This is a genomic window from Flavobacterium sp. FG19 (assembly GCF_057809475.1).
Map to the genome: position 1 here is coordinate 90,346 of NZ_JBMDKA010000023.1, position 18,735 is coordinate 109,080.

Sequence of the window (18,735 nt, forward strand, 5' to 3'; positions counted from 1 at the left end):
TACTTCAAAAATAAACAAACGGTCGTATTTTTTACTTATTTTTAACAAAATATTTCCTATACCAACAAACAGAATAAACAACTACTAATCAGATGTTTACAATATAAAACTCTACTATTATCTCCTGCCTCTAAAAAATATTTGAAAAAAAAGTAACATTATTGTATCGAAACTGTAACAAACCAAAAAAAGCAAAGTCATTATAAAAAACCAGCAACCATTACTTGAGTATAACTAATCAAAATATCGAAGAATTAATTGCGCTTTGTAAAAGCAATCATCAGAAAGCCCAATTCGAAGTTTACAATCGCTATTGTAAGGCTATGTATAACGTAGCTTTCAGAATTGTAAAAGACGAGCATTTTGCACAAGACGTCATGCAGGAGGGTTTTTTGAAAGCTTTTACCAAGATTAACGATTACAAACAGGAAGTAGCGTTTGGCGCATGGCTCAAAAGAATCATTATTAATTATAGTATTGATTTTTATAAAAAGAACAATGCGTTCCAGATCGAAGACCTGAACAAATCGCTTTACAAAATAGAGGAAACAGACACTATTCTATCTGAAAACATTGATCTGAATTCACTTAAAGTGAAACAGGTCCTGGAGGTTATTTCGGGTTTAAAAGATAATTACCGAATGGTACTGACGCTCTTTTATATAGAAGGATACGATCAGGAAGAAATCTGCGAAATATTAAACATTAGTTATGCTAACTGCAGAACAACACTCAGTCGGGCAAAAGAAAATTTACGTAAAAAATTAGAGGAACTATGAAAAAGGAAGATGATGCAATAGACAAATTGTTTAACCAGTTTGAGAATCAGTGGGATATTCAGGAACTAAATCCGGATCATCAGGTTGATTTTCTAAATAAATTAAACACAAAACAGCCAAAGAAAAAAAATTATGCCGCCTGGGCTATCGCTGCCTCTATTACGCTGTTGTTGGGAATATCCTTATTTTACAACAATACCGAAAAACCGCATGATCTTAAGTTTGCCTCAAAAGAAACCAAACGAACGGATTCTATCTTTACTATTCTGATCGAAAATGAGCTGGTTAAATTAAAAGAAAAAAGTTCTCCGGAGAACGAACAAATCATTAATGATGCCTTAAAACAAATGAAAGTCTTTGATGCCGATTATGAAAAGATCATCAAAGAAGTTCAGAAAAATGGCGAAAACAAACAGATAATTTATGCTATGATCAGCAATCTGCAAACCAGAATTTCATTCCTGCAGACTGTTTTACAGCGAATTGAAGAAAACGAAAACTTAAAAAACACATCCGATGAAAAGACATTATAATTTACTAATCTTACTTTTTTTGATTCCTTTTTTAGGATTTTCAAATGACGACACGTATATCACCAAGCAGAAAACGATCAAAAAAACGTATATCGTTAATTCTAATGCAGGAATTGACATTGAGAACAAATACGGTAATATCTCGGTATCTACCTGGGACGAAGATAAAATTGATCTTGACATTACTATTAAAGTAAACGGAGCCAACGAAAACTGGGTAAACGACCGCCTGAATACTATTGACGTTGATATTACGGCTTTAAAAGGAATGGTCACGGCGGTTACCAACATTGGAAATTCTGCTCTTAAAAGCAAAGGCAGCAACAATAGTTTCGAAATCAATTATATCATTAAAATCCCTAAAAACGGCTCTGTAAAACTGGTTAATAAATATGGTAATATCTCTACTCAAAATTTAGAATCTACTACAGATATCAGCTGCAAATACGGAAAAACAACTCTTGGAAAACTAAACGGATCCAGTAACCGCTTAGAAATTTCTTACTGTCAGAATTCAAGTATCGATTATATCAAAAGCGGTACGATAAACGCCCGTTATTCCGGTTTAAAAATCAATGATTCAGGAAATCTGAACTTAGATGCCAGCTATACTGATGTTACTCTGAATGAGGGGCAGAATATAAAATATGACTGCAACTACGGGAATTTTAAATTCCAGAAAATTAATTCATTAAACGGATCAGGAAATTATTTAACGATTGTAATAGGTGAAGTCTCAAACAGTCTGAATTTTGACACCAATTACAGTAAATTAAACGTTGGCACCATCTCTGAAAAAGCGGCCAATATCAGTATCAATTCAGGGTATACTGACGTGTCTCTGGGATATGATTCTAATTATGCTTTTGACTTTGATCTTTCAGGAAAATATACCGGAATTAAACATGATAATACCTTAGACATTACAAGTACTGAAGTGAAGAGTAATTCCAAAAGAATCAGTGGTTTTTATAAGAAAAAAGGACAAAACAAAGTGAATGTAAGTTCTAATTACGGAAATATATCACTAACCAAAAATTAATCATTAAAACAATCAAAAAATGAAAAGATCAATTTTACTTCTGGCATTAGCTGTGTTTCTGCTAACTGGAAACACCGCCGATGCACAGGACAAGAACAAGTTAAAAGGAAACGGGAAAGTTGTTACAGAAACCCGGACTACAAATGATTATGACAGCATTAAAATATCAGGTTTCTTTGATGTAGATCTGGTAGCCGGCAAAGAAGGAAAAATCACCCTTAAAGGAGAAGAGAATTTACTCTCGGCTATAAAAGTGGAGGTTGAAGATAATACGTTAAAAATTTATGTAGAAAGATTTACGAATATCAGACCAAGTGATGGCAGAAATATTCAGGTTGTCGTTCCTTTTGAAAAAATCTCAGAGTTAAATCTGGCAGGTTCAGGAAACATCAGATCAAAAGATGTTATCAAAGGGGATCATTTTTCTGTGAAACTTTCCGGTTCCGGCAATTTTAATCTGCCAATTGATGCTTCAAATGCCGAATTAAGTGTGAGCGGTTCTGGTAATATCAATTTAAAAGGTACGGCTGATACTTTCACTTCAAAACTTTCGGGATCCGGCAATATTGATGCATCTGATTTAAAAACCAAAAATGCAATAGCCAGTATTTCAGGTTCAGGGAATACTAAAGTAAGTTCTAACGAAAGTATTACAGCCAGAGTGTCAGGCTCAGGAAAAATTAAATATCTTGGAGATCCTGAAAAGAAAGATGTAAAAGTTTCAGGCTCAGGAACAATTGTAAAAGGTTAATTGATTTGTAAAAAATATCACGAATTTCAAAAAATGATCATCAATCAAATAATCCTGTAATTCGTGATATTCCTATTAGAAAGACGTTTCAGATTAATTTGAAACGTCTTTTTTATGAACTCTTCTTAGAAGGAAAATGGCAGTAATAAAGAATATTGCTAAAATTACAATCGCCGCACGCGGACTTCCGGTAATCTGATCGATAATTCCGTACACACACATTCCAATTACAATCCCTATTTTTTCGGCTACATCGTAAAAGCTGAAAAAGGAAGCGGTATCTTCTGTTTCAGGTAATAACTTAGAATAAGTAGAACGTGACAGAGCCTGAATACCTCCCATTACAATTCCGGCCAAAGTTGCCATTACATAAAAATGTATCGGCAGGTAAATGAAATAAACAAGTGCACAAAAAACTACCCAGATAAAATTAATCACAATAAGCGTTTTGATATTTCCATATTTTTCAGAAGCTCTGGATGTTGCTATAGCTCCTGCAACAGCCACTAACTGAATTAATAAAATACAGATAATCAAACCAATTGTACTTTCTTCTTTTGATGACCACTGAATTTCCTGAGCACCAAAATAAGTCGCTACCAGCATTACCGTCTGCACTGCCATACTCGAAACAAAGAAACCTCCTAAATATCTTCTCAATGGAACGTTTTGTTTTAATAATGCCCAAACTTTCTTTAGTTCCTTAAAACCATTAAAAACAACATTTTTAGTCAGTTTTTGAGTTATTTCCCTACTCCCATTCGGCAGATAATAATAGGTATACTGACTGAATAAAATCCACCATACACCCACCATCACAAAAGAATAACGCATGGCTTTCATCGCTGCTTCTCCATCGGTTCCTGAAATCCCGAATAATTTAGGTTTCATGATCATGGCCAGATTAATAATCAGTAAAATCACACTTCCTATATATCCTAAAGAATATCCTTTTGCACTAATTCTGTCCTGCTGCTCTTCAAAAGCGATATCCGGAAGATAGGAATTGTAGAAAACCAAACTTCCCCAATAGCCCAGTAAACCTAAAAAATAAAATAATAACCCAAGATAAATATCTGATAAATTAAACCAGTATAATCCCATACAGGACAATGCTCCCATGTAACAGAAGAATTTCATAAAAGCTTTTTTATTTCCCACATAATCAGCAATTCCAGATAGTAAAGGTGAAATAAAAGAAACTACTAAGAATGCCGCAGCCGTAATAAAACTAATTAATGCGGAGTTTTTCAAATGAAGACCGAATACATCGATATAATGATCGCGGTCAGAAAACAAAGCTTCGTAAAATATTGGAAACACGGCCGAGGCAATGGTAAGTGTATAAACTGAATTCGCCCAGTCATAAAACGCCCAGGCATTTAAAAGTTTTTTATCTCCTTTTGGTAGGTTTTTCATAGAAATGATTTTGTTAATGCGCTACGAATTTATCTAATTTTTATCATAATCAAACAGAATTTCCCTAAATCCTGCATTATTAAATTATAAAGAATTACAAAACAAAAAAAGCTATCCGGTTAACGAATAGCTTTAGATTATTTCTTAAAATGATTTTATTTTATCACTCCTACTTTAAGTGCAATTGATTTTGCTTCGGGAATTAAAGCTTTAATATTAGCGATCCTGGTAGCATCAGAAGGGTGTGTACTCATAAATTCAGGAGTACCTGATCCTCCGGATTTAGCAGACATTCTGCTCCAGAAAGCAATAGCATCATCCGGATTATAACCTGCAATTGCCATCAAGGTCAAACCAATTTTATCTGCTTCACTTTCGTTGCTTCTGCTGAAAGGAAGCATAACGCCATATTCTGAACCTAATCCGTAAGCCTGCGCAAATATTTGTCGGGTCGATTCTGTTTTACTGCTTGTTGCCGCATCTAAAGCCACACTTCCTATCTGCTGCAGCTGGGCAGCCGACATTCTTTGTGCGCCGTGATTAGCCAATGCATGCGAAACTTCATGTCCCATTACAGTTGCTAAACCAGCTTCGTTTTGAGTTATAGGTAAAATTCCTGAATACACTACTATTTTTCCTCCCGGCATACACCAGGCATTCACTTCTTTATTGTCTACCAGTTTATACTCCCAACGGTAGTCTTTTAAGTACTCTGACTGTCCTAAATAGGTTAAATATTTTTCGGCTGCTGCTTTAATTTTTAATCCCACAGTTTCAACACGTTTGGCATCTGCCGTTCCTGTAATCACTTTATTTTCAGATAAAAACTGACTATACTGCTGAAAGGAAGATGGAAACAGTTCACTGTTTGAAACAAAATTCAAATTCTTTTTTCCCGTTACAGGATTGGTTGCACAACTGCATACTAAAACAGCTGCAAAAAGGCTTGAAATTAGATGTTTTTTCATGATCTTAGTAAATTTAAACACACAAAAATACAATTAAAATTTCTTCGAAATTTATATAATTATTCAAAACGGTATCAGAATTTACTTATTCGCCTACAATATGAAGTTCATTAAACTCTTTATCAACGATTAAGAATTTATTGGCTTCAAAATTTACCTGATCAAATTCGATTTTTTCGTTGTCGATTTCGATTTCTGTTACTTTAAAAGGCAGTCCAATCAGGTTAATTTTATATTTGCTGTAAGGTGTGTCAAATTTTCCTTCTTTATGCAGCTGGATAATTAATTCTTTTTCTTTTCCAATACTTCTTAATGACAAAAAGCTGTAACGGCCTTTTTTATAATCATAACCATCCTGAGCGTCTTCGTACACTACTGATTTTTCTTTTCCGTGTTTATAGTATACGTCCAGTGTTAATTCGTCAAACTCCAGTTCGCCTACATACTGCTGAACCGGATATTTAGGAATTATGGCACCCGCTTTTACAAAAACCGGAATTTCATCAAACTTAGTATCCACCCAGATTTCTCTTCCTCCAACATACAATTCATTAGTCCAGTAGTTGTACCACTCACCTCTTGGGATATACATACGTCGTCCAACAGCATTAGGTTCCAGTATCGGGCATACTAAAATCTGATTACCAAAAATAAATTCATCGTTGCGATAATGTGTTTGTGTATCGTCCTGATCAAAGTAAACCAAAGGTTTCAACATTGGAATTCCTTCTTCGATATACTGCCAGAACATGGTATATAAATACGGCAGCAGCTGATAACGCAGGCTGACAAATTTTCTGGTAATGTTAATTACCTCTTCGTCAAAGGCCCACGGCTCCTGATTTCCATGATCACCTGAAGAGTGTGTTCGGCAAAACGGATGGAAAACACCTAACTGAATCCATCGTGCATAAAGCTCCCCTGTTGGCTGCTCGGCAAATCCTCCAATATCAGAACCTGTAAAACCCATTCCGGATATCGACATTCTTTGTACCTGAATATTGGCAATCCACAAATGTTCCCAAGTAGCTACATTGTCACCGGTCCATGACGAAGTATATCGCTGTGCCCCGGAATAGGCCGATCTGGTAATAACAAACGGACGTTTTGGATAGACAAATCGTTTAACACCATGATAAGTAGCTCTTGCCATTTGTGTTCCGTAAATATTATGGGCTTTTCTGTGGCTGCAGGGATTTCCGTCGTATACATGGCGTACATCCATTGGGAAAGTTTTATTGGGCACTTCCATAACAGCAGGTTCGTTCATATCATTCCATACCCCTTTTACCCCGATATCTGCTATTAATTCTTTAAATAAACCAGCCCACCACTCTCTTACTACGGGATTTGTATAATCTGGAAAATTACATTCACCCGGCCATACTTTTCCTTTCATATAAGGTCCGTCTGCCCTTTTACAGAAATAATCTTTTTCCAGCGCTTCTTTGTATACCCAGTAATCTTTATCAATTTTGATTCCGGGATCAATAATTACCACTGTTTTAAATCCGTCCTCGGCCAATTCAGCAACCATCTTTTTAGGATCAGGAAAATAATTTTTATTCCAGGTAAAACATCTGAAACCGTCCATATAATCTATATCCAGATAGATCGCATCACACGGAATCTGCAGTTCCCTGAACTTTGAAGTGATTTCTTTTACTTTGCTTTCAGGATAATAACTCCATTTGCACTGGTGATAGCCTAAAACCCAAAGCGGCGGTAATTCCGGTTTCCCGGTTAAATCAGTATAAGTGGTCACGACATCCTGCATTTGAGGGCCGTAAATAAAATAATAATTCATTTCACCGCCTTCTGCCCAGAAACTGGTGACATTTCTTCTTTCCTGGCAAAAATCAAAGAAAGTTCTGAAAGTATTGTCAAAAAATATTCCGTACGATTGTTTGTTATGTAAACCGATATAAAACGGAACTACTTTATATAAAGGTTCCTGGTCTTTCTGATAAGCATATTGATCTGTAGCAAAATTTTCAACTCTTTTACCTTTAAGGTTCATCTGAGTAGCTTTGTCACCAAGACCATAATAACACTCTCCGTCTTTGGAGAATTTACTCATTTTTACGATATTTCCGCCATATTCATAACTTTCTTCCCAATGAAAACCAAGTTCATCTTCGAGAATCAGAAAATCATTTAAATCATAAATTGCCAGACGCAAATCTGCTTTCTGGATTTTACATTTTACTTTACTGGTTCTGATCTGAAAATAGGTTTCTTCTTCTGTAACTTCCAGAAAATTATAACCGTGAAGCTGTGTCTTATCAATTGCGTATGAAAAGTCATTGCTAAAATAACCTTTTGTAGTAAAGCGAAACCGGATTAAGCTGTCTCTGAGAATCGTAACTTTTAGAATTACTTTATTATCTGTATTAAAAAAAACAGAATCTCCTTCATGCTCATAAGAGACAATTTTAGAGGGATATAAATCGCCTTTGTATTCTAATGATGTGTTTGTAATCATACCGCCAATGAATTAATTATAACAATAACTGTTATTTCAAACATACAAAAAAAGTTAGTAAAGCCCTATGAATAAAAGGTTTATTCACGAAAACGTTTTTTCTGACTGAGTCTTAAATAACAGCTGAAAAAATCACCAAATTGATAATTTTAGAACTGTAAAATGACAAAAAAGTACCGATAAAAATAATTGTAAGATTTTTTCTAAACGAAAGAATATACGGTTACCCCCAAAGGAGGTAAAACTAATTCAACAGAAAAATCCCTTCCATCGTACTTTACAGCCTGTGTCTCTATTATATCCGATTTTCCAACACCACTGCCGCCATACAACGTACTATCAGTATTAAAAATCTCTTTTAAGTTCCCTTTTCCGGGAATACCGATCCTGTAATTCTCCCTGACAACCTGTGTAAAATTGCATACTACAATTAAATTTTCATTAGGATTATTACCTTTACGGATATAGGACATCACCGCATTTTGATGATCAGAGTAATTAATCCACTCAAAGCCTTCTCCTGAAAACTGTTTTTCATATAAAGCAGGATTGAGCTTGTATAACCGGTTCAGATCTGTGATTAATCTTTTTATTCCCACATGAAAATCATACTGAAGCAGGTGCCAGTCCAGACTCTGCTCAAAATTCCATTCGCCCGTCTGGCCAAATTCGGCTCCCATAAACAGTAATTTTGATCCGGGATGAGTAAACATGTAGCCATACAATAATCTTAAATTGGCAAATCGCTGCCACTCATCGCCCGGCATTTTATAAATAAGTGCTTTTTTTCCGTAAACGACTTCATCATGAGAAAACGGAAGCATAAAATTCTCGGTAAAGGCATACGTCATCGAGAAAGTCAGGTCGTTTTGATGGTATTTTCTATATACTGTTTCTTTCTCAAAATATTTCAGGGTATCGTGCATCCAGCCCATCATCCATTTCATGCCAAAGCCCAAACCTCCTGCAAAAGTGGGTCTCGAAACCATTGGAAACGAAGTACTCTCTTCGGCAATAGTCTGAACTCCATCAAAATTAGCATAGATAACTTCATTAAATTCTTTAAGAAAACTGATACTGTCTAAATTTTCTCTGCCTCCAAAAATATTAGCTTCCCATTCGCCGTCTTTTCTCGAATAATCCAAGTACAGCATTGAAGCAACTGCATCAACACGAAGTCCGTCTATATGATAATGCTGAAGCCAGAAAACAGCATTACTGATTAAAAAGGCACGAACTTCATTTCGTCCGTAATTAAAAACCAGACTTTTCCAGTCCGGATGATAGCCTTTTCTGCGATCGGGATGTTCATACAAATGCGAACCATCAAAGAATCCTAAACCATAAGCATCGTCAGGAAAATGCGATGGAACCCAATCCAGAATAACACCAATACCTTCCTGATGCAGTTTGTCTACTAAAACCATAAAATCCTGGGGTTTTCCAAAACGGGAAGTCGGCGCAAAATATCCTGTTAACTGATATCCCCATGAAGGATCATAAGGATATTCCATAACCGGCATAAACTCAACATGAGTAAAACCAGTTTCTTTAACATAATTAACCAGATCATCTGCCAGTTCCAGATAAGTCAGGAAACGGTTATGATCTGCCCTTCTCCACGAACCCAGATGTACTTCATAAACTGAATAAGGTTTGTCCAGAGCATTTTTCTCTTGTCGGTGCTCCATCCAGTTTTCATCTTTCCACTTATAATCCAGATCCCAGACCACGGAGGCTGTGTGCGGCGGTTTTTCACAATACAAAGCAAACGGGTCGGCTTTTTCGGTTACAATTCCATCAACATTCGACTGAATTTTATATTTGTATAATGCTCCTTTTGAAATATCAGGAATAAAGCCTTCCCAAATTCCGGAAGAATCCCAGCGAACATTGAGAACATGTTCACCCTGCACCCAGTAATTGAAATCGCCGACTACAGAAACAGATTGTGCAGTGGGAGCCCAGACCGCAAAATAAACTCCTTTAACTCCATTCACTTCTGTTAAGTGCGCCCCCAATTTTTCATATAAACGGAAATGTTTTCCGGATTTGAATAAATCAATATCAAAATCGGTAAAAAGAGAATGTGGAATTACTTTAGTCATGTTTATTGTAAAATTGGAATTTGGAATTTGTCTATTGAAATTTATTTTTATTCGATTCTGAAATTATCGGAAAGTGTCACCCCTTTTTTGATCACAACAATCCCGTCTTTGATACTGTATAATTCATTGGTAAAATTATCAAGGTGTTTTCCTCCGTTGATGTGTACATTATTTCCAATACGAACATTCTTATCTACAAGAGCATTTTTGATAAAGCAGTTTTCGCCAATTCCAACATGTATTTTATTAATACTTGAATCATGATTCATTTCGTCCAGGTCCTGATAAAAATCGTTCCCCATTACATAACAGTTTTCCAGTACAGTCCCTTCACCAATTCGGGAACGGATACCAATCACGGAACTTTTAATTTCTTTTGCATTAATAATACAGCCTTCAGAAATCAGGGACTGATTAATAATGGAATTCCTAAACTTAGAAGGAGGTAATAATCTTGGACGGGTAAAAATTTTGTTTTCGTTATCAAACAGATTGAATTCCGGAATATCCGCTGTTAAACCAATATTTGCTTCAAAGAATGATTCAATATTTCCGATATCAGTCCAGTACCCTTCGTATTGATAGCTTAATATTTTATGTTTTCCAACGGCCTGTGGAATGATTTCTTTTCCAAAATCTTTTGTTTCCTGATTGGCCATCAGTTCTTCCAGTAATGCTTTATTAAAAATGTAAATACCCATCGAAGCCAGGTATTTTTTACCTTTTTCCTGCATCTGCTCACTTACTTCAGATTCCCATTGCGGTAAAAGTGAAGCATCTGGTTTTTCAATAAATGCCTGAATACAGCTTTCATGATCGGTTTTAAGAATTCCAAATTCCGGAGCATCTTTGGCATTTACCGGCAGAGTGGCAATTGAAATCTCAGCATCTGCCGCAATATGAGCTTCAAGCATTTCATTAAAATCCATTTGATACAGCTGATCACCGGAAAGGATTAAAGCGTGATCAAAATCGTGTTTTAAGAAATGGGACATACACTGTCTTACAGCGTCTGCCGTTCCCTGAAACCAGGTTGGATTATCGGGAGTCTGTTCTGCTGCCAGAATATCAACAAATGACTGACTGAAAATACTAAAATTAAAGGTGTTTTTAATGTGCGCATTAAGTGATGCGGAATTAAACTGTGTCAAAACAAATATTTTAAATATATCAGAATTGATACAATTCGAAATCGGAATATCTACCAAACGGTATTTTCCTCCAATAGGGACAGCCGGTTTAGATCTGGTTTCTGTTAAAGGGAATAAACGAGATCCCTGTCCTCCTCCTAAAATAATAGCAACTACATTTTTCTTTTTAAATTTCATTTTTCTGAATTATTAGGTTGTATATTTCAATATATTCTTGGCACACTCTTTCCCAGGAATGATCTGCCGACATTCCTCTATGGATAACTTTATTATAATTTAGGGTATCAGCATATAAATGAACAGCCCGATTTATAGAATAACAAATATCGCCAACCGAAGCCTGATCATGGCAAATACCATTTCCTTCATCTCCAAAATCAATAACTGTATCGCGTAAACCACCTGTTCTTCTTACTATAGGTATAGTACCATAACGCATGGCATACATTTGGTTCAAACCGCAGGGCTCTACTCGTGACGGCATCAAAATATAATCAGAACCGGCATAAATCAAATGGGCAAGTTCTTCATTATAACCTATAAAAACATTGTAATTTCCTTTATAATCACTGCGTAACTGTGTTAATTGTGATTCGATTTCAGCATTTCCTGACCCTAAGATCAGGATATTAATCTCTTCGAAATGCTCTGATAATGCTAAAGCAGAAGCCTGCGGCAGTAAATCACCTCCTTTTTCTTCAAACAAACGTCCAATAAAACTAAACAGAGGTTTTGAAGGATCGAGATCAAACTGTTCACACAACTTTTCTTTATTTTTCTTTTTTCCGGCTTCGAAATTATCAATAGAATAATTCTCAGCAATCATAGGATCTTTAGACGGATTCCAGACTTCAAAATCAATTCCGTTCAGAATACCTTTTGACTTATTGCGAACAGACTGAAACAAAGCTTCTAATCCGTTTGCCGCGTGATTAATTTCATTTAAATAGCTTGGAGAAACAGTAGTCACCGCATTGGCGCATTTAATTCCAACTGCCAGCGAATTGATACAGTTATTCCATTCTAACAATCCCACATGCTTTAAATCGAATTCCGGCAGATAATATAATTTATCAAATCCAAACCAGCCCTGATACAAACCGTTATGAATCGTTATAACTGTTTTTACCTCTTTAAGGGTTTCATACTTGTAAGCTGCCTGAAGCAAAAACGGAATCAATCCGGTATGATGGTCATGGCAGTTGATAATGTCCGGTATTTTATTTCGGGCAATAATCCAGTCCAAAACGGCTGTCTGAAAAGACAAAAAACGTTCAATATCATCTTCATATCCGTAAATACTGGAACGGTTAAATAAATCATTAATCTCAATGAGATATAGCTCAAAACCTAATTTATCTGTGGTTTCTTTAAGAACGCTGAAAGGAAAATCAAAGTTTCCAAGTTTCACAGTCCCCCAATGTACACATTCAAAATCATTCTCATGTCTGAATTTAGTATCATAACAGGGAACCACAACCCTGACTTCATGTCCGGCATTGGTTTGATATTTAGGCAATGCTCCCACTACGTCAGCCAGACCGCCTACTTTGGCCATAGGATAACATTCTGCGCTTATATGAAATATCTCCATCTCAAAAAATTAATTTGCGATCATTTCGTAAGAAACAATCATTAATATGCTACTTTTATCTTTTTTTTAAATTTAGCAAAAAAACAGGCAGAGTTCTTCACCCCGACAAGTTTTATTGAAATGGCAAAAAAGACAATTAATCCTACTAAATCATTAAAAATTCCACAGATAATTATAGTATCTGCCAAAATTTGCGCATTTGTATCCACAAAACTGGCCGTTAAATTTGCAGCCAGAATATTCACTACACCCATAAAACATAAGGTTCCGAAACGCGAATTTGAAATGGACCGAAAAAGCCTTCAGAAAACGGTTTACATACCTGCTATTAATAAAGAAGTTGTTACTTACCAATACGGACAAAGCGAGCGTAAAGTACTGTTGGTTCATGGCTGGTCCGGCAGAGGAACACAATTGTTTAAAATAGCTGAAGAACTCTTACATAACGGGTATTCTACGATTAGTTTTGATGCGCCCGCACATGGCAAATCTGAGGGTAAAACCACTATTATGTCTGAGTTCATAGCGTCTATTCTGGAAATAGAGAAAGAATTTGGTCCGTTTGAAATCGCTGTCGGGCATTCATTGGGCGGAATGTCTGTTTTAAATGCTGTTAAAGACGGTTTACAAGTCAATAAAGCTATCATCATTGGAAGTGGTGATATTGTTCAGGATATTCTGGATGAATTTATTTTTAAACTAAAACTAAAGAAAGAATTCAGTGAACGTCTTCGTGTTTTCTTCGAAGAGAAGTACCAATTAAAGATGGACGATTTTTCAGCCTACAGAGCAGCTCAAAAGATTACAATCCCGGTTTTGGTCATTCATGATAACGACGATCCCGAAGTACTTGTTAAAGCGGGAATTCACATTCATCAAAACCTTGAAAATGGCTCCTTATTTTTAACTGACGGACTAGGGCACCGGAAAATACTTGGTAATCAAAATGTTATTAAAAAAATAACAGAATTCATTAAAATCAATTAACTTTACAGATAACTACCTGAATCACAACAATAAAGAAAATTGTCAAATGGATTTATTTGGAGAAACTTCAAACTGGGAAATTAAACTGGCACCCATTTTAAAGAAATACAAAGGTAAAAAACATCCTTTAGAGTATCAGAATACCTACCAGCTGCTGGTTATGGTTGTTTTATCTGCCCAGGATTCTGATGCTAATATCAATTCTCTCTCTCCTGCTTTGTTTGAAAAATATCCTGCCTTAAAAAGTCTATCCAAAGCAGATCCGGAGAGTTTTATACCATATATCAGTAAAGTACGTAATTATCCCACTAAAGCACAATGGCTGCTGGAAATCGCACAAACCCTTAAAGATGATAGTGCTATCCCGCTAACCATGTCAGGTTTAACAGCTTTAAAAGGTATTGGAAGAAAATCAGCCAATGTTATCATGAGGGAAACCCATCAGCCGGCCGAAGGAATTATAGCTGATCTGCATGTCATAAGGGTCGCTCCCCGAATTGGGATTATCAAAGAATCTAAAGACGGAAACAAGGTAGAAAAAGACCTGATGCTGGTTTTACCTAAAACAATCTGGTCGGAAATTGGTATGGCTATTTCTTTTTTAGGCAGGGAAACCTGCAGACCCAAACCAAAATGTGAAGAATGTCTTTTGACGGATATCTGTCTGTATTATTCCTCTGAAATACAAAAAAATTAATTATTTTCTTCTGGTATCAATTAAGTAAATAATTTTCCAGGTGTCTTTTTCTTTAAACAAAGTAAAAGTATTGACACCGGAATGACTGAATTTATCGTTAATATAAAACTCATAAGGTGCCCAAACATGAGCCATTGCACCATCTATCTGAATGTTATAACTCAATATCTTCTCCTGAAATTTCATATTTAACGGAATAGAGGCAATCGATTTATAAAACTCTCCCGCACTTTCGTCTGATAGTTTATTTCCTTTAACAGCACTTTCACTAATAGACTGTAAAATCATTTTGTCGGCACAAACAGTCTTTATTTTTACGGAATCTTTTTGATGAAATCCTTCAAAAAATATCTCAATACTTTTTTGAACTTCCTGTTTCTGCGCATTGACCGTCATTCCTAACAAAAGAAAAAACAGAATACCATATACTTTCATAATAAATCAGTTAAAAAATTAAACTCCAAATTGTGTAAAATGATGATCTAAATGTTTGGCAAACATATTATTCCATTCTTCTGCGGTAAGTTTTCCAAATGAAAGAGACTCCTTACCTTCAAATTCATTCGCTCCTAACTCCTGTGTTTTAATAATATAGGAGATAAGTCTGTTTTTTTCAAGATCAAAATCACGACTGCCTGTTATGATGAATTGCGGGGCCGTTCTGCTATTTTTAGGATAGGGAGTTTTATCAACCACTTTCTTTTTTACAAAAGCTTTTAAAATAAACCGTAAGAAAGCATTGGGTTTTGGATGGATATCCTCATATACCATTTCATACGTTACATTACAATGCGCCAGCATCTGATCTGAACTCATTTTACCCCAAAGCGGCTGCAAATCAGGGGTAAGCTGATTAATACGGCTAATAATTTCACTGCAGTCGTTTACATCAAATATATTTTTCATCGAAAAAGTTATTTAGTAAGAAAAAGTATTTACAAACAAAAATATCAAATTTTAGAAAACATTACACATTACTAAAAAAAGAACGAAAAAAAGCAGGGAATGCAAAAGATATCCAAAACCTAAAAAAGAAGGATTCAGGATATCTTTTTCGCAATACTTTTAACTATATTCTTTTTAATATTTCATATATACGTTTCACGTCTGCGTCTGTAGAATCTGCATATTTATCAGTAAAAGCAATTGCATTTTGAATTTCCGTTTTTAAAGGATTCCTGCCTTTTGTAAACGCTGACGCATATTGTTTAAGCGCATCGGCCATCAAAGCAATACTATAATTTTTAGCAATTTCGTTATTCGTAAATTTTTCTTTCTGTTTGTAAACTTCCGTTTCATTCAGATAAACTGTTTTTTTATCATTTTCATATTCAAGCTTTGCTTTTATAACATCCTGCCCCGACATTTTCTTTTCTACTTCCATCATTATAACCTGAGTGGTTCCGGAAGTAAGATTTTCCAATGCAACAGAAACTTTATAATCAGACAGATAATCAGGTTTATAACCATAAATCTTCTTGATTTTAAAAGAATCCGGGAGTTCGATACTTATTTTTGGATTTCTTCCAATGGTATACAATAAACTTTCCAGTTCCATTACAAATACCTTTTGAATATCAGTTTCAGTATCTCCTATAAAATGATTAGAGCCCTTTCCATTTTCGGATAAACTTCTTAATAAGTCAAAATCTAAGCTGTTTCCAACACCAATTGTAGAAATTTCAATTCCCATGTCATTATAGTGTTTAGAATTCAACAGAATTTTTTCTTTATTGGTTTCTCCGCTGTTGGTCATTCCATCAGTCAACAGAATAACCCGGGAGTTTGTATCGGCATTATGCTTCTTTTGAATCTCCTCGTATCCCAGCATCAGGCCTGAATTAATATTGGTAGAACCTCCTGGCTGAATATCATCAATGATCTCATAAATTTCTTTTCTGTCAGTATCTAGTAATACAGTATTCATAATTACTCTTGCTGTATCATCAAAAGTAATTAAGGACAGAGACATTCCGTTATCGAGTTTTTTTACAAATGTTTTTATCGCCGTTTTTACATACTCTATTTTATCCCCTTGCATTGAACCACTGTTATCAATAACCAGCGAAATATTTACTTTTTTAGATGATTTCTTCAGGTTTTCTTTCTGAGCTGTCGCTAACCCAATCTGTAAAACAAATGTATCCTTACTATCCAGGAGTGTGTTATTATAATCAATACTCAACGCCGCTTCTTCTTTATAAGGAATAGCAATTTTGTGTTTATGATAATTCACAAAATCTTCTACTATAACCATACGGTCATTAAATGCGCCGCTTTCGTTATGTGAATTCATACCATTTTTTCTAACCATACTGTAAGAGCCGCTTGAAACACCATACTGTGCCAGACAAATGTTTGCCAATAACAATCCAATAATTACGATTTTTGTTTTCATTTTTCTTGATTTTAAAATTTTCAGCAAGATTAAACTGATCTTAAAAAAGAAACACTGTAAAAGCATTTTATAGTTACTGTAAAGTTTATATGTCATTTTACAGTACTTTTACAGTAAGTCTTTAAACTTTTTAGTTAGATTTGCTTATCGATAAACCTCATTGAATTGTTTCAGGAATTAAAAAATCAGGTACTAAAAGAATATGCCAGACACTACCCTTTTTTTCAGGGAAGCTGGAAAAGCTTTAGTTCTAAAGATATTCGACAGCTTATTGATTTAATTGAAACAACTCAAAAAGAACGTGTGAGCGAAAAATGGATTTATACCCATTTAAAACCTGAAACAACTGAAAAACTGCCCAGAAAGGATATGCTTGATATTTTTTCAAAATTTACAGGATATAGCGATTGGGAAGAATTTTTATTTAAAAATCAGTCCGCCCCTGCAAAAGAATCACAGTCTAAGAAGGAAATCTTTAAAATAACTAAAAAACGCAAAACAGCTTTATTGGGCCTTTTAGTTCTATCCGGCTTAATTATTTTTTATCTCCTGTCCAAAAATCAAAAAACAAAAACAGTAGAAATCAGAAATCAATACACTAAAGATCCAGTAAAAACCAACGACTTTAGGGTTTACAGTATTAGTGACGGAAAAAAAAATGAAGTCGAAGTAAAAGATTCTAAAATTCAGCTTAAAGAAAATGATGAAAAGCTAATTATTGAAAGCCCTTATTTCGAAAAACAAGAAGTAAATACATCTCAGGTTGACAAAGAAATTTTTATTAAGCCGGAAGATTATGCATTCGTCCTCAAAACATTTATACATTCAGATATCAAAAACTGGGAAACCAGAAAAGATAATTTAGAAAAAATACTTTCCGATGATTTAGAAGTCATTATTCTTCTTAAAGACGAATTAGGAGCTGAATACCTGAATAAAAAAGAGTTTTCTCAAAAATTGATTATTCCTACGGCTGAAACAAAAAAAATGGAAATTATAAATCTGGAAACTAATAATCAGAAACAGATTGTGTTTCTAAGAATTAAGCAGTTATGAAAAAAAGATATTCCCTATTTTTTCTCTCCGTTTTATGTTATGGAAATGTTTTGGCACAAGCAGCCCATGTAAAACCAATGACGATAGAGAACAGTTTCACAGAAAAAAGCATTGCTGTTTATCAGGAAAACTCTATGAGTAAAATCTCTGAATTTTACGAATACTTAACCTTATATTCGGATAAAAATACGAGTACAGAACTAAAAAAAGAGCTTAAAGAAAACATATTATTTTTATTCTCACAGGAAAATGAAAATACAGAAGTCCGGGACTTTCTTTCACGGGATAAAAAAATAGTAAGTTTAACTCTTTTACTAAATAAAATTGAAAGTCAATCTTACAAATTTAAATTAAATACACTTTATAATTCTTCTGAACCCAATGCAGATAATTGGATCAACGAGTACCAGCTTACAGTAACGAGTAGTATAACTGAATATAACTTTACCATCAAGCAAAAAATCTACTTTTCACTTGAAGAAAAATATTTTGGGACAAGAAATAAAAAGGTATGGAATCTAAAACTGGGTGAAATGCTTCCTTAAAAGTAAGCTTCGTGTTTTTAACTTTTGAACTTGATTCTAGGAAAATAGATTTTTTTCTCTTCAGATTATCTAATCTTTTTGCCTAATCCCCAACTTTTGAAATTGATCCCCGATATCTTTCAGTTAATCTCAAAAAAAAAACTTCAATTAGCATAACTAATTGAAGTTTTAGTACTCAGAGCGGGACTTGAACCCGCACGAACATTGCTGTTCACTGGATTT

The 18,735-nt window shown here is 34.8% G+C and carries 18 protein-coding genes; 8 read left to right on the forward strand and 10 right to left on the reverse strand.

The window, feature by feature from the left end; genetic code table 11:
• Positions 1-224 precede the first annotated feature (224 nt).
• The 4 genes from ACODST_RS20540 to ACODST_RS20555 are packed head-to-tail and all read left to right on the forward strand — an operon-like array spanning position 225 to position 3,105.
• Complete coding sequence (locus tag ACODST_RS20540; RefSeq protein ID WP_488933956.1) at positions 225-779, forward strand: RNA polymerase sigma factor; 555 nt, start codon at positions 225-227, stop codon at positions 777-779.
• Positions 776-1,312, forward strand: a complete 537-nt coding sequence (locus ACODST_RS20545) for an anti-sigma factor (RefSeq protein WP_488933957.1) — start codon at positions 776-778, stop codon at positions 1,310-1,312. The genes ACODST_RS20540 and ACODST_RS20545 overlap by 4 nt, the downstream gene beginning before the upstream one ends.
• On the forward strand, positions 1,296-2,354 hold the full coding sequence (locus ACODST_RS20550) for a hypothetical protein (protein ID WP_488933958.1): 1,059 nt from the start codon (positions 1,296-1,298) through the stop codon (positions 2,352-2,354). Before ACODST_RS20545 ends, ACODST_RS20550 begins: the two co-directional genes overlap by 17 nt.
• Before the next feature lie 19 nt (positions 2,355-2,373).
• On the forward strand, positions 2,374-3,105 hold the full coding sequence (locus ACODST_RS20555) for a head GIN domain-containing protein (protein ID WP_488933959.1): 732 nt from the start codon (positions 2,374-2,376) through the stop codon (positions 3,103-3,105).
• A 93-nt stretch (positions 3,106-3,198) separates the two neighbouring features.
• Here the strand turns inward: ACODST_RS20555 and ACODST_RS20560 are convergent, their stop codons facing one another.
• The 7 genes from ACODST_RS20560 to ACODST_RS20590 all read right to left on the reverse strand — a co-directional run bounded on the left by ACODST_RS20560 (position 3,199) and on the right by ACODST_RS20590 (position 13,084).
• The gene (locus ACODST_RS20560) at positions 3,199-4,524 is read right to left on the reverse strand and encodes an MFS transporter (protein ID WP_488933960.1); all 1,326 of its coding nucleotides are present in this window, start codon (positions 4,522-4,524) and stop codon (positions 3,199-3,201) included.
• A gap of 155 nt (positions 4,525-4,679) precedes the next feature.
• Positions 4,680-5,492, reverse strand: a complete 813-nt coding sequence (locus ACODST_RS20565; protein WP_488933961.1) for a M48 family metallopeptidase — start codon at positions 5,490-5,492, stop codon at positions 4,680-4,682.
• Positions 5,493-5,577: 85 nt separating this feature from the next.
• Positions 5,578-7,977 (reverse strand): glycoside hydrolase family 31 protein, encoded by a 2,400-nt coding sequence (locus ACODST_RS20570; protein WP_488933962.1) that lies wholly within the window; start codon positions 7,975-7,977, stop codon positions 5,578-5,580.
• A 203-nt stretch (positions 7,978-8,180) separates the two neighbouring features.
• Positions 8,181-10,085: a 1,4-alpha-glucan branching protein GlgB gene (gene glgB, locus ACODST_RS20575; RefSeq protein WP_488933963.1), complete on the reverse strand. Its 1,905-nt coding sequence runs from the start codon at positions 10,083-10,085 to the stop codon at positions 8,181-8,183.
• A gap of 47 nt (positions 10,086-10,132) precedes the next feature.
• On the reverse strand, positions 10,133-11,413 hold the full coding sequence (locus tag ACODST_RS20580; RefSeq protein ID WP_488933964.1) for a glucose-1-phosphate adenylyltransferase: 1,281 nt from the start codon (positions 11,411-11,413) through the stop codon (positions 10,133-10,135).
• Positions 11,403-12,830: a glycogen synthase gene (locus ACODST_RS20585; RefSeq protein ID WP_488933965.1), complete on the reverse strand. Its 1,428-nt coding sequence runs from the start codon at positions 12,828-12,830 to the stop codon at positions 11,403-11,405. Before ACODST_RS20585 ends, ACODST_RS20580 begins: the two co-directional genes overlap by 11 nt.
• Before the next feature lie 41 nt (positions 12,831-12,871).
• A complete protein-coding gene (locus ACODST_RS20590; protein ID WP_488933966.1) occupies positions 12,872-13,084 on the reverse strand; it encodes a hypothetical protein in 213 nt (70 codons plus the stop codon).
• Between the two features lie 31 nt (positions 13,085-13,115).
• Between ACODST_RS20590 and ACODST_RS20595 the strand changes: the two genes are divergently transcribed.
• Positions 13,116-13,817 carry an alpha/beta hydrolase gene (locus ACODST_RS20595; RefSeq protein ID WP_488933967.1) on the forward strand — a complete coding sequence of 234 codons (702 nt, stop codon included), beginning with the start codon at positions 13,116-13,118 and terminating at the stop codon, positions 13,815-13,817.
• A 46-nt stretch (positions 13,818-13,863) separates the two neighbouring features.
• Positions 13,864-14,514: an endonuclease III domain-containing protein gene (locus tag ACODST_RS20600; RefSeq protein ID WP_488933968.1), complete on the forward strand. Its 651-nt coding sequence runs from the start codon at positions 13,864-13,866 to the stop codon at positions 14,512-14,514.
• Here the strand turns inward: ACODST_RS20600 and ACODST_RS20605 are convergent, their stop codons facing one another.
• The 3 genes from ACODST_RS20605 to ACODST_RS20615 form a co-directional block, all read right to left on the reverse strand.
• Positions 14,515-14,949 (reverse strand): nuclear transport factor 2 family protein, encoded by a 435-nt coding sequence (locus ACODST_RS20605; protein WP_488933969.1) that lies wholly within the window; start codon positions 14,947-14,949, stop codon positions 14,515-14,517.
• A gap of 18 nt (positions 14,950-14,967) precedes the next feature.
• Positions 14,968-15,420 carry a DUF1569 domain-containing protein gene (locus tag ACODST_RS20610; RefSeq protein WP_488933970.1) on the reverse strand — a complete coding sequence of 151 codons (453 nt, stop codon included), beginning with the start codon at positions 15,418-15,420 and terminating at the stop codon, positions 14,968-14,970.
• A 163-nt stretch (positions 15,421-15,583) separates the two neighbouring features.
• On the reverse strand, positions 15,584-16,912 hold the full coding sequence (locus tag ACODST_RS20615) for a vWA domain-containing protein (protein WP_488933971.1): 1,329 nt from the start codon (positions 16,910-16,912) through the stop codon (positions 15,584-15,586).
• A 165-nt stretch (positions 16,913-17,077) separates the two neighbouring features.
• Here ACODST_RS20615 and ACODST_RS20620 point away from each other — a divergent pair, with 165 nt between their 5' ends.
• Together ACODST_RS20620 and ACODST_RS20625 are read left to right on the forward strand one after the other, a co-directional pair.
• On the forward strand, positions 17,078-17,968 hold the full coding sequence (locus tag ACODST_RS20620; RefSeq protein ID WP_488933972.1) for a hypothetical protein: 891 nt from the start codon (positions 17,078-17,080) through the stop codon (positions 17,966-17,968).
• Positions 17,965-18,513: a hypothetical protein gene (locus tag ACODST_RS20625; protein WP_488933973.1), complete on the forward strand. Its 549-nt coding sequence runs from the start codon at positions 17,965-17,967 to the stop codon at positions 18,511-18,513. The genes ACODST_RS20620 and ACODST_RS20625 overlap by 4 nt, the downstream gene beginning before the upstream one ends.
• The last annotated feature ends 222 nt before the right edge of the window (positions 18,514-18,735 follow it).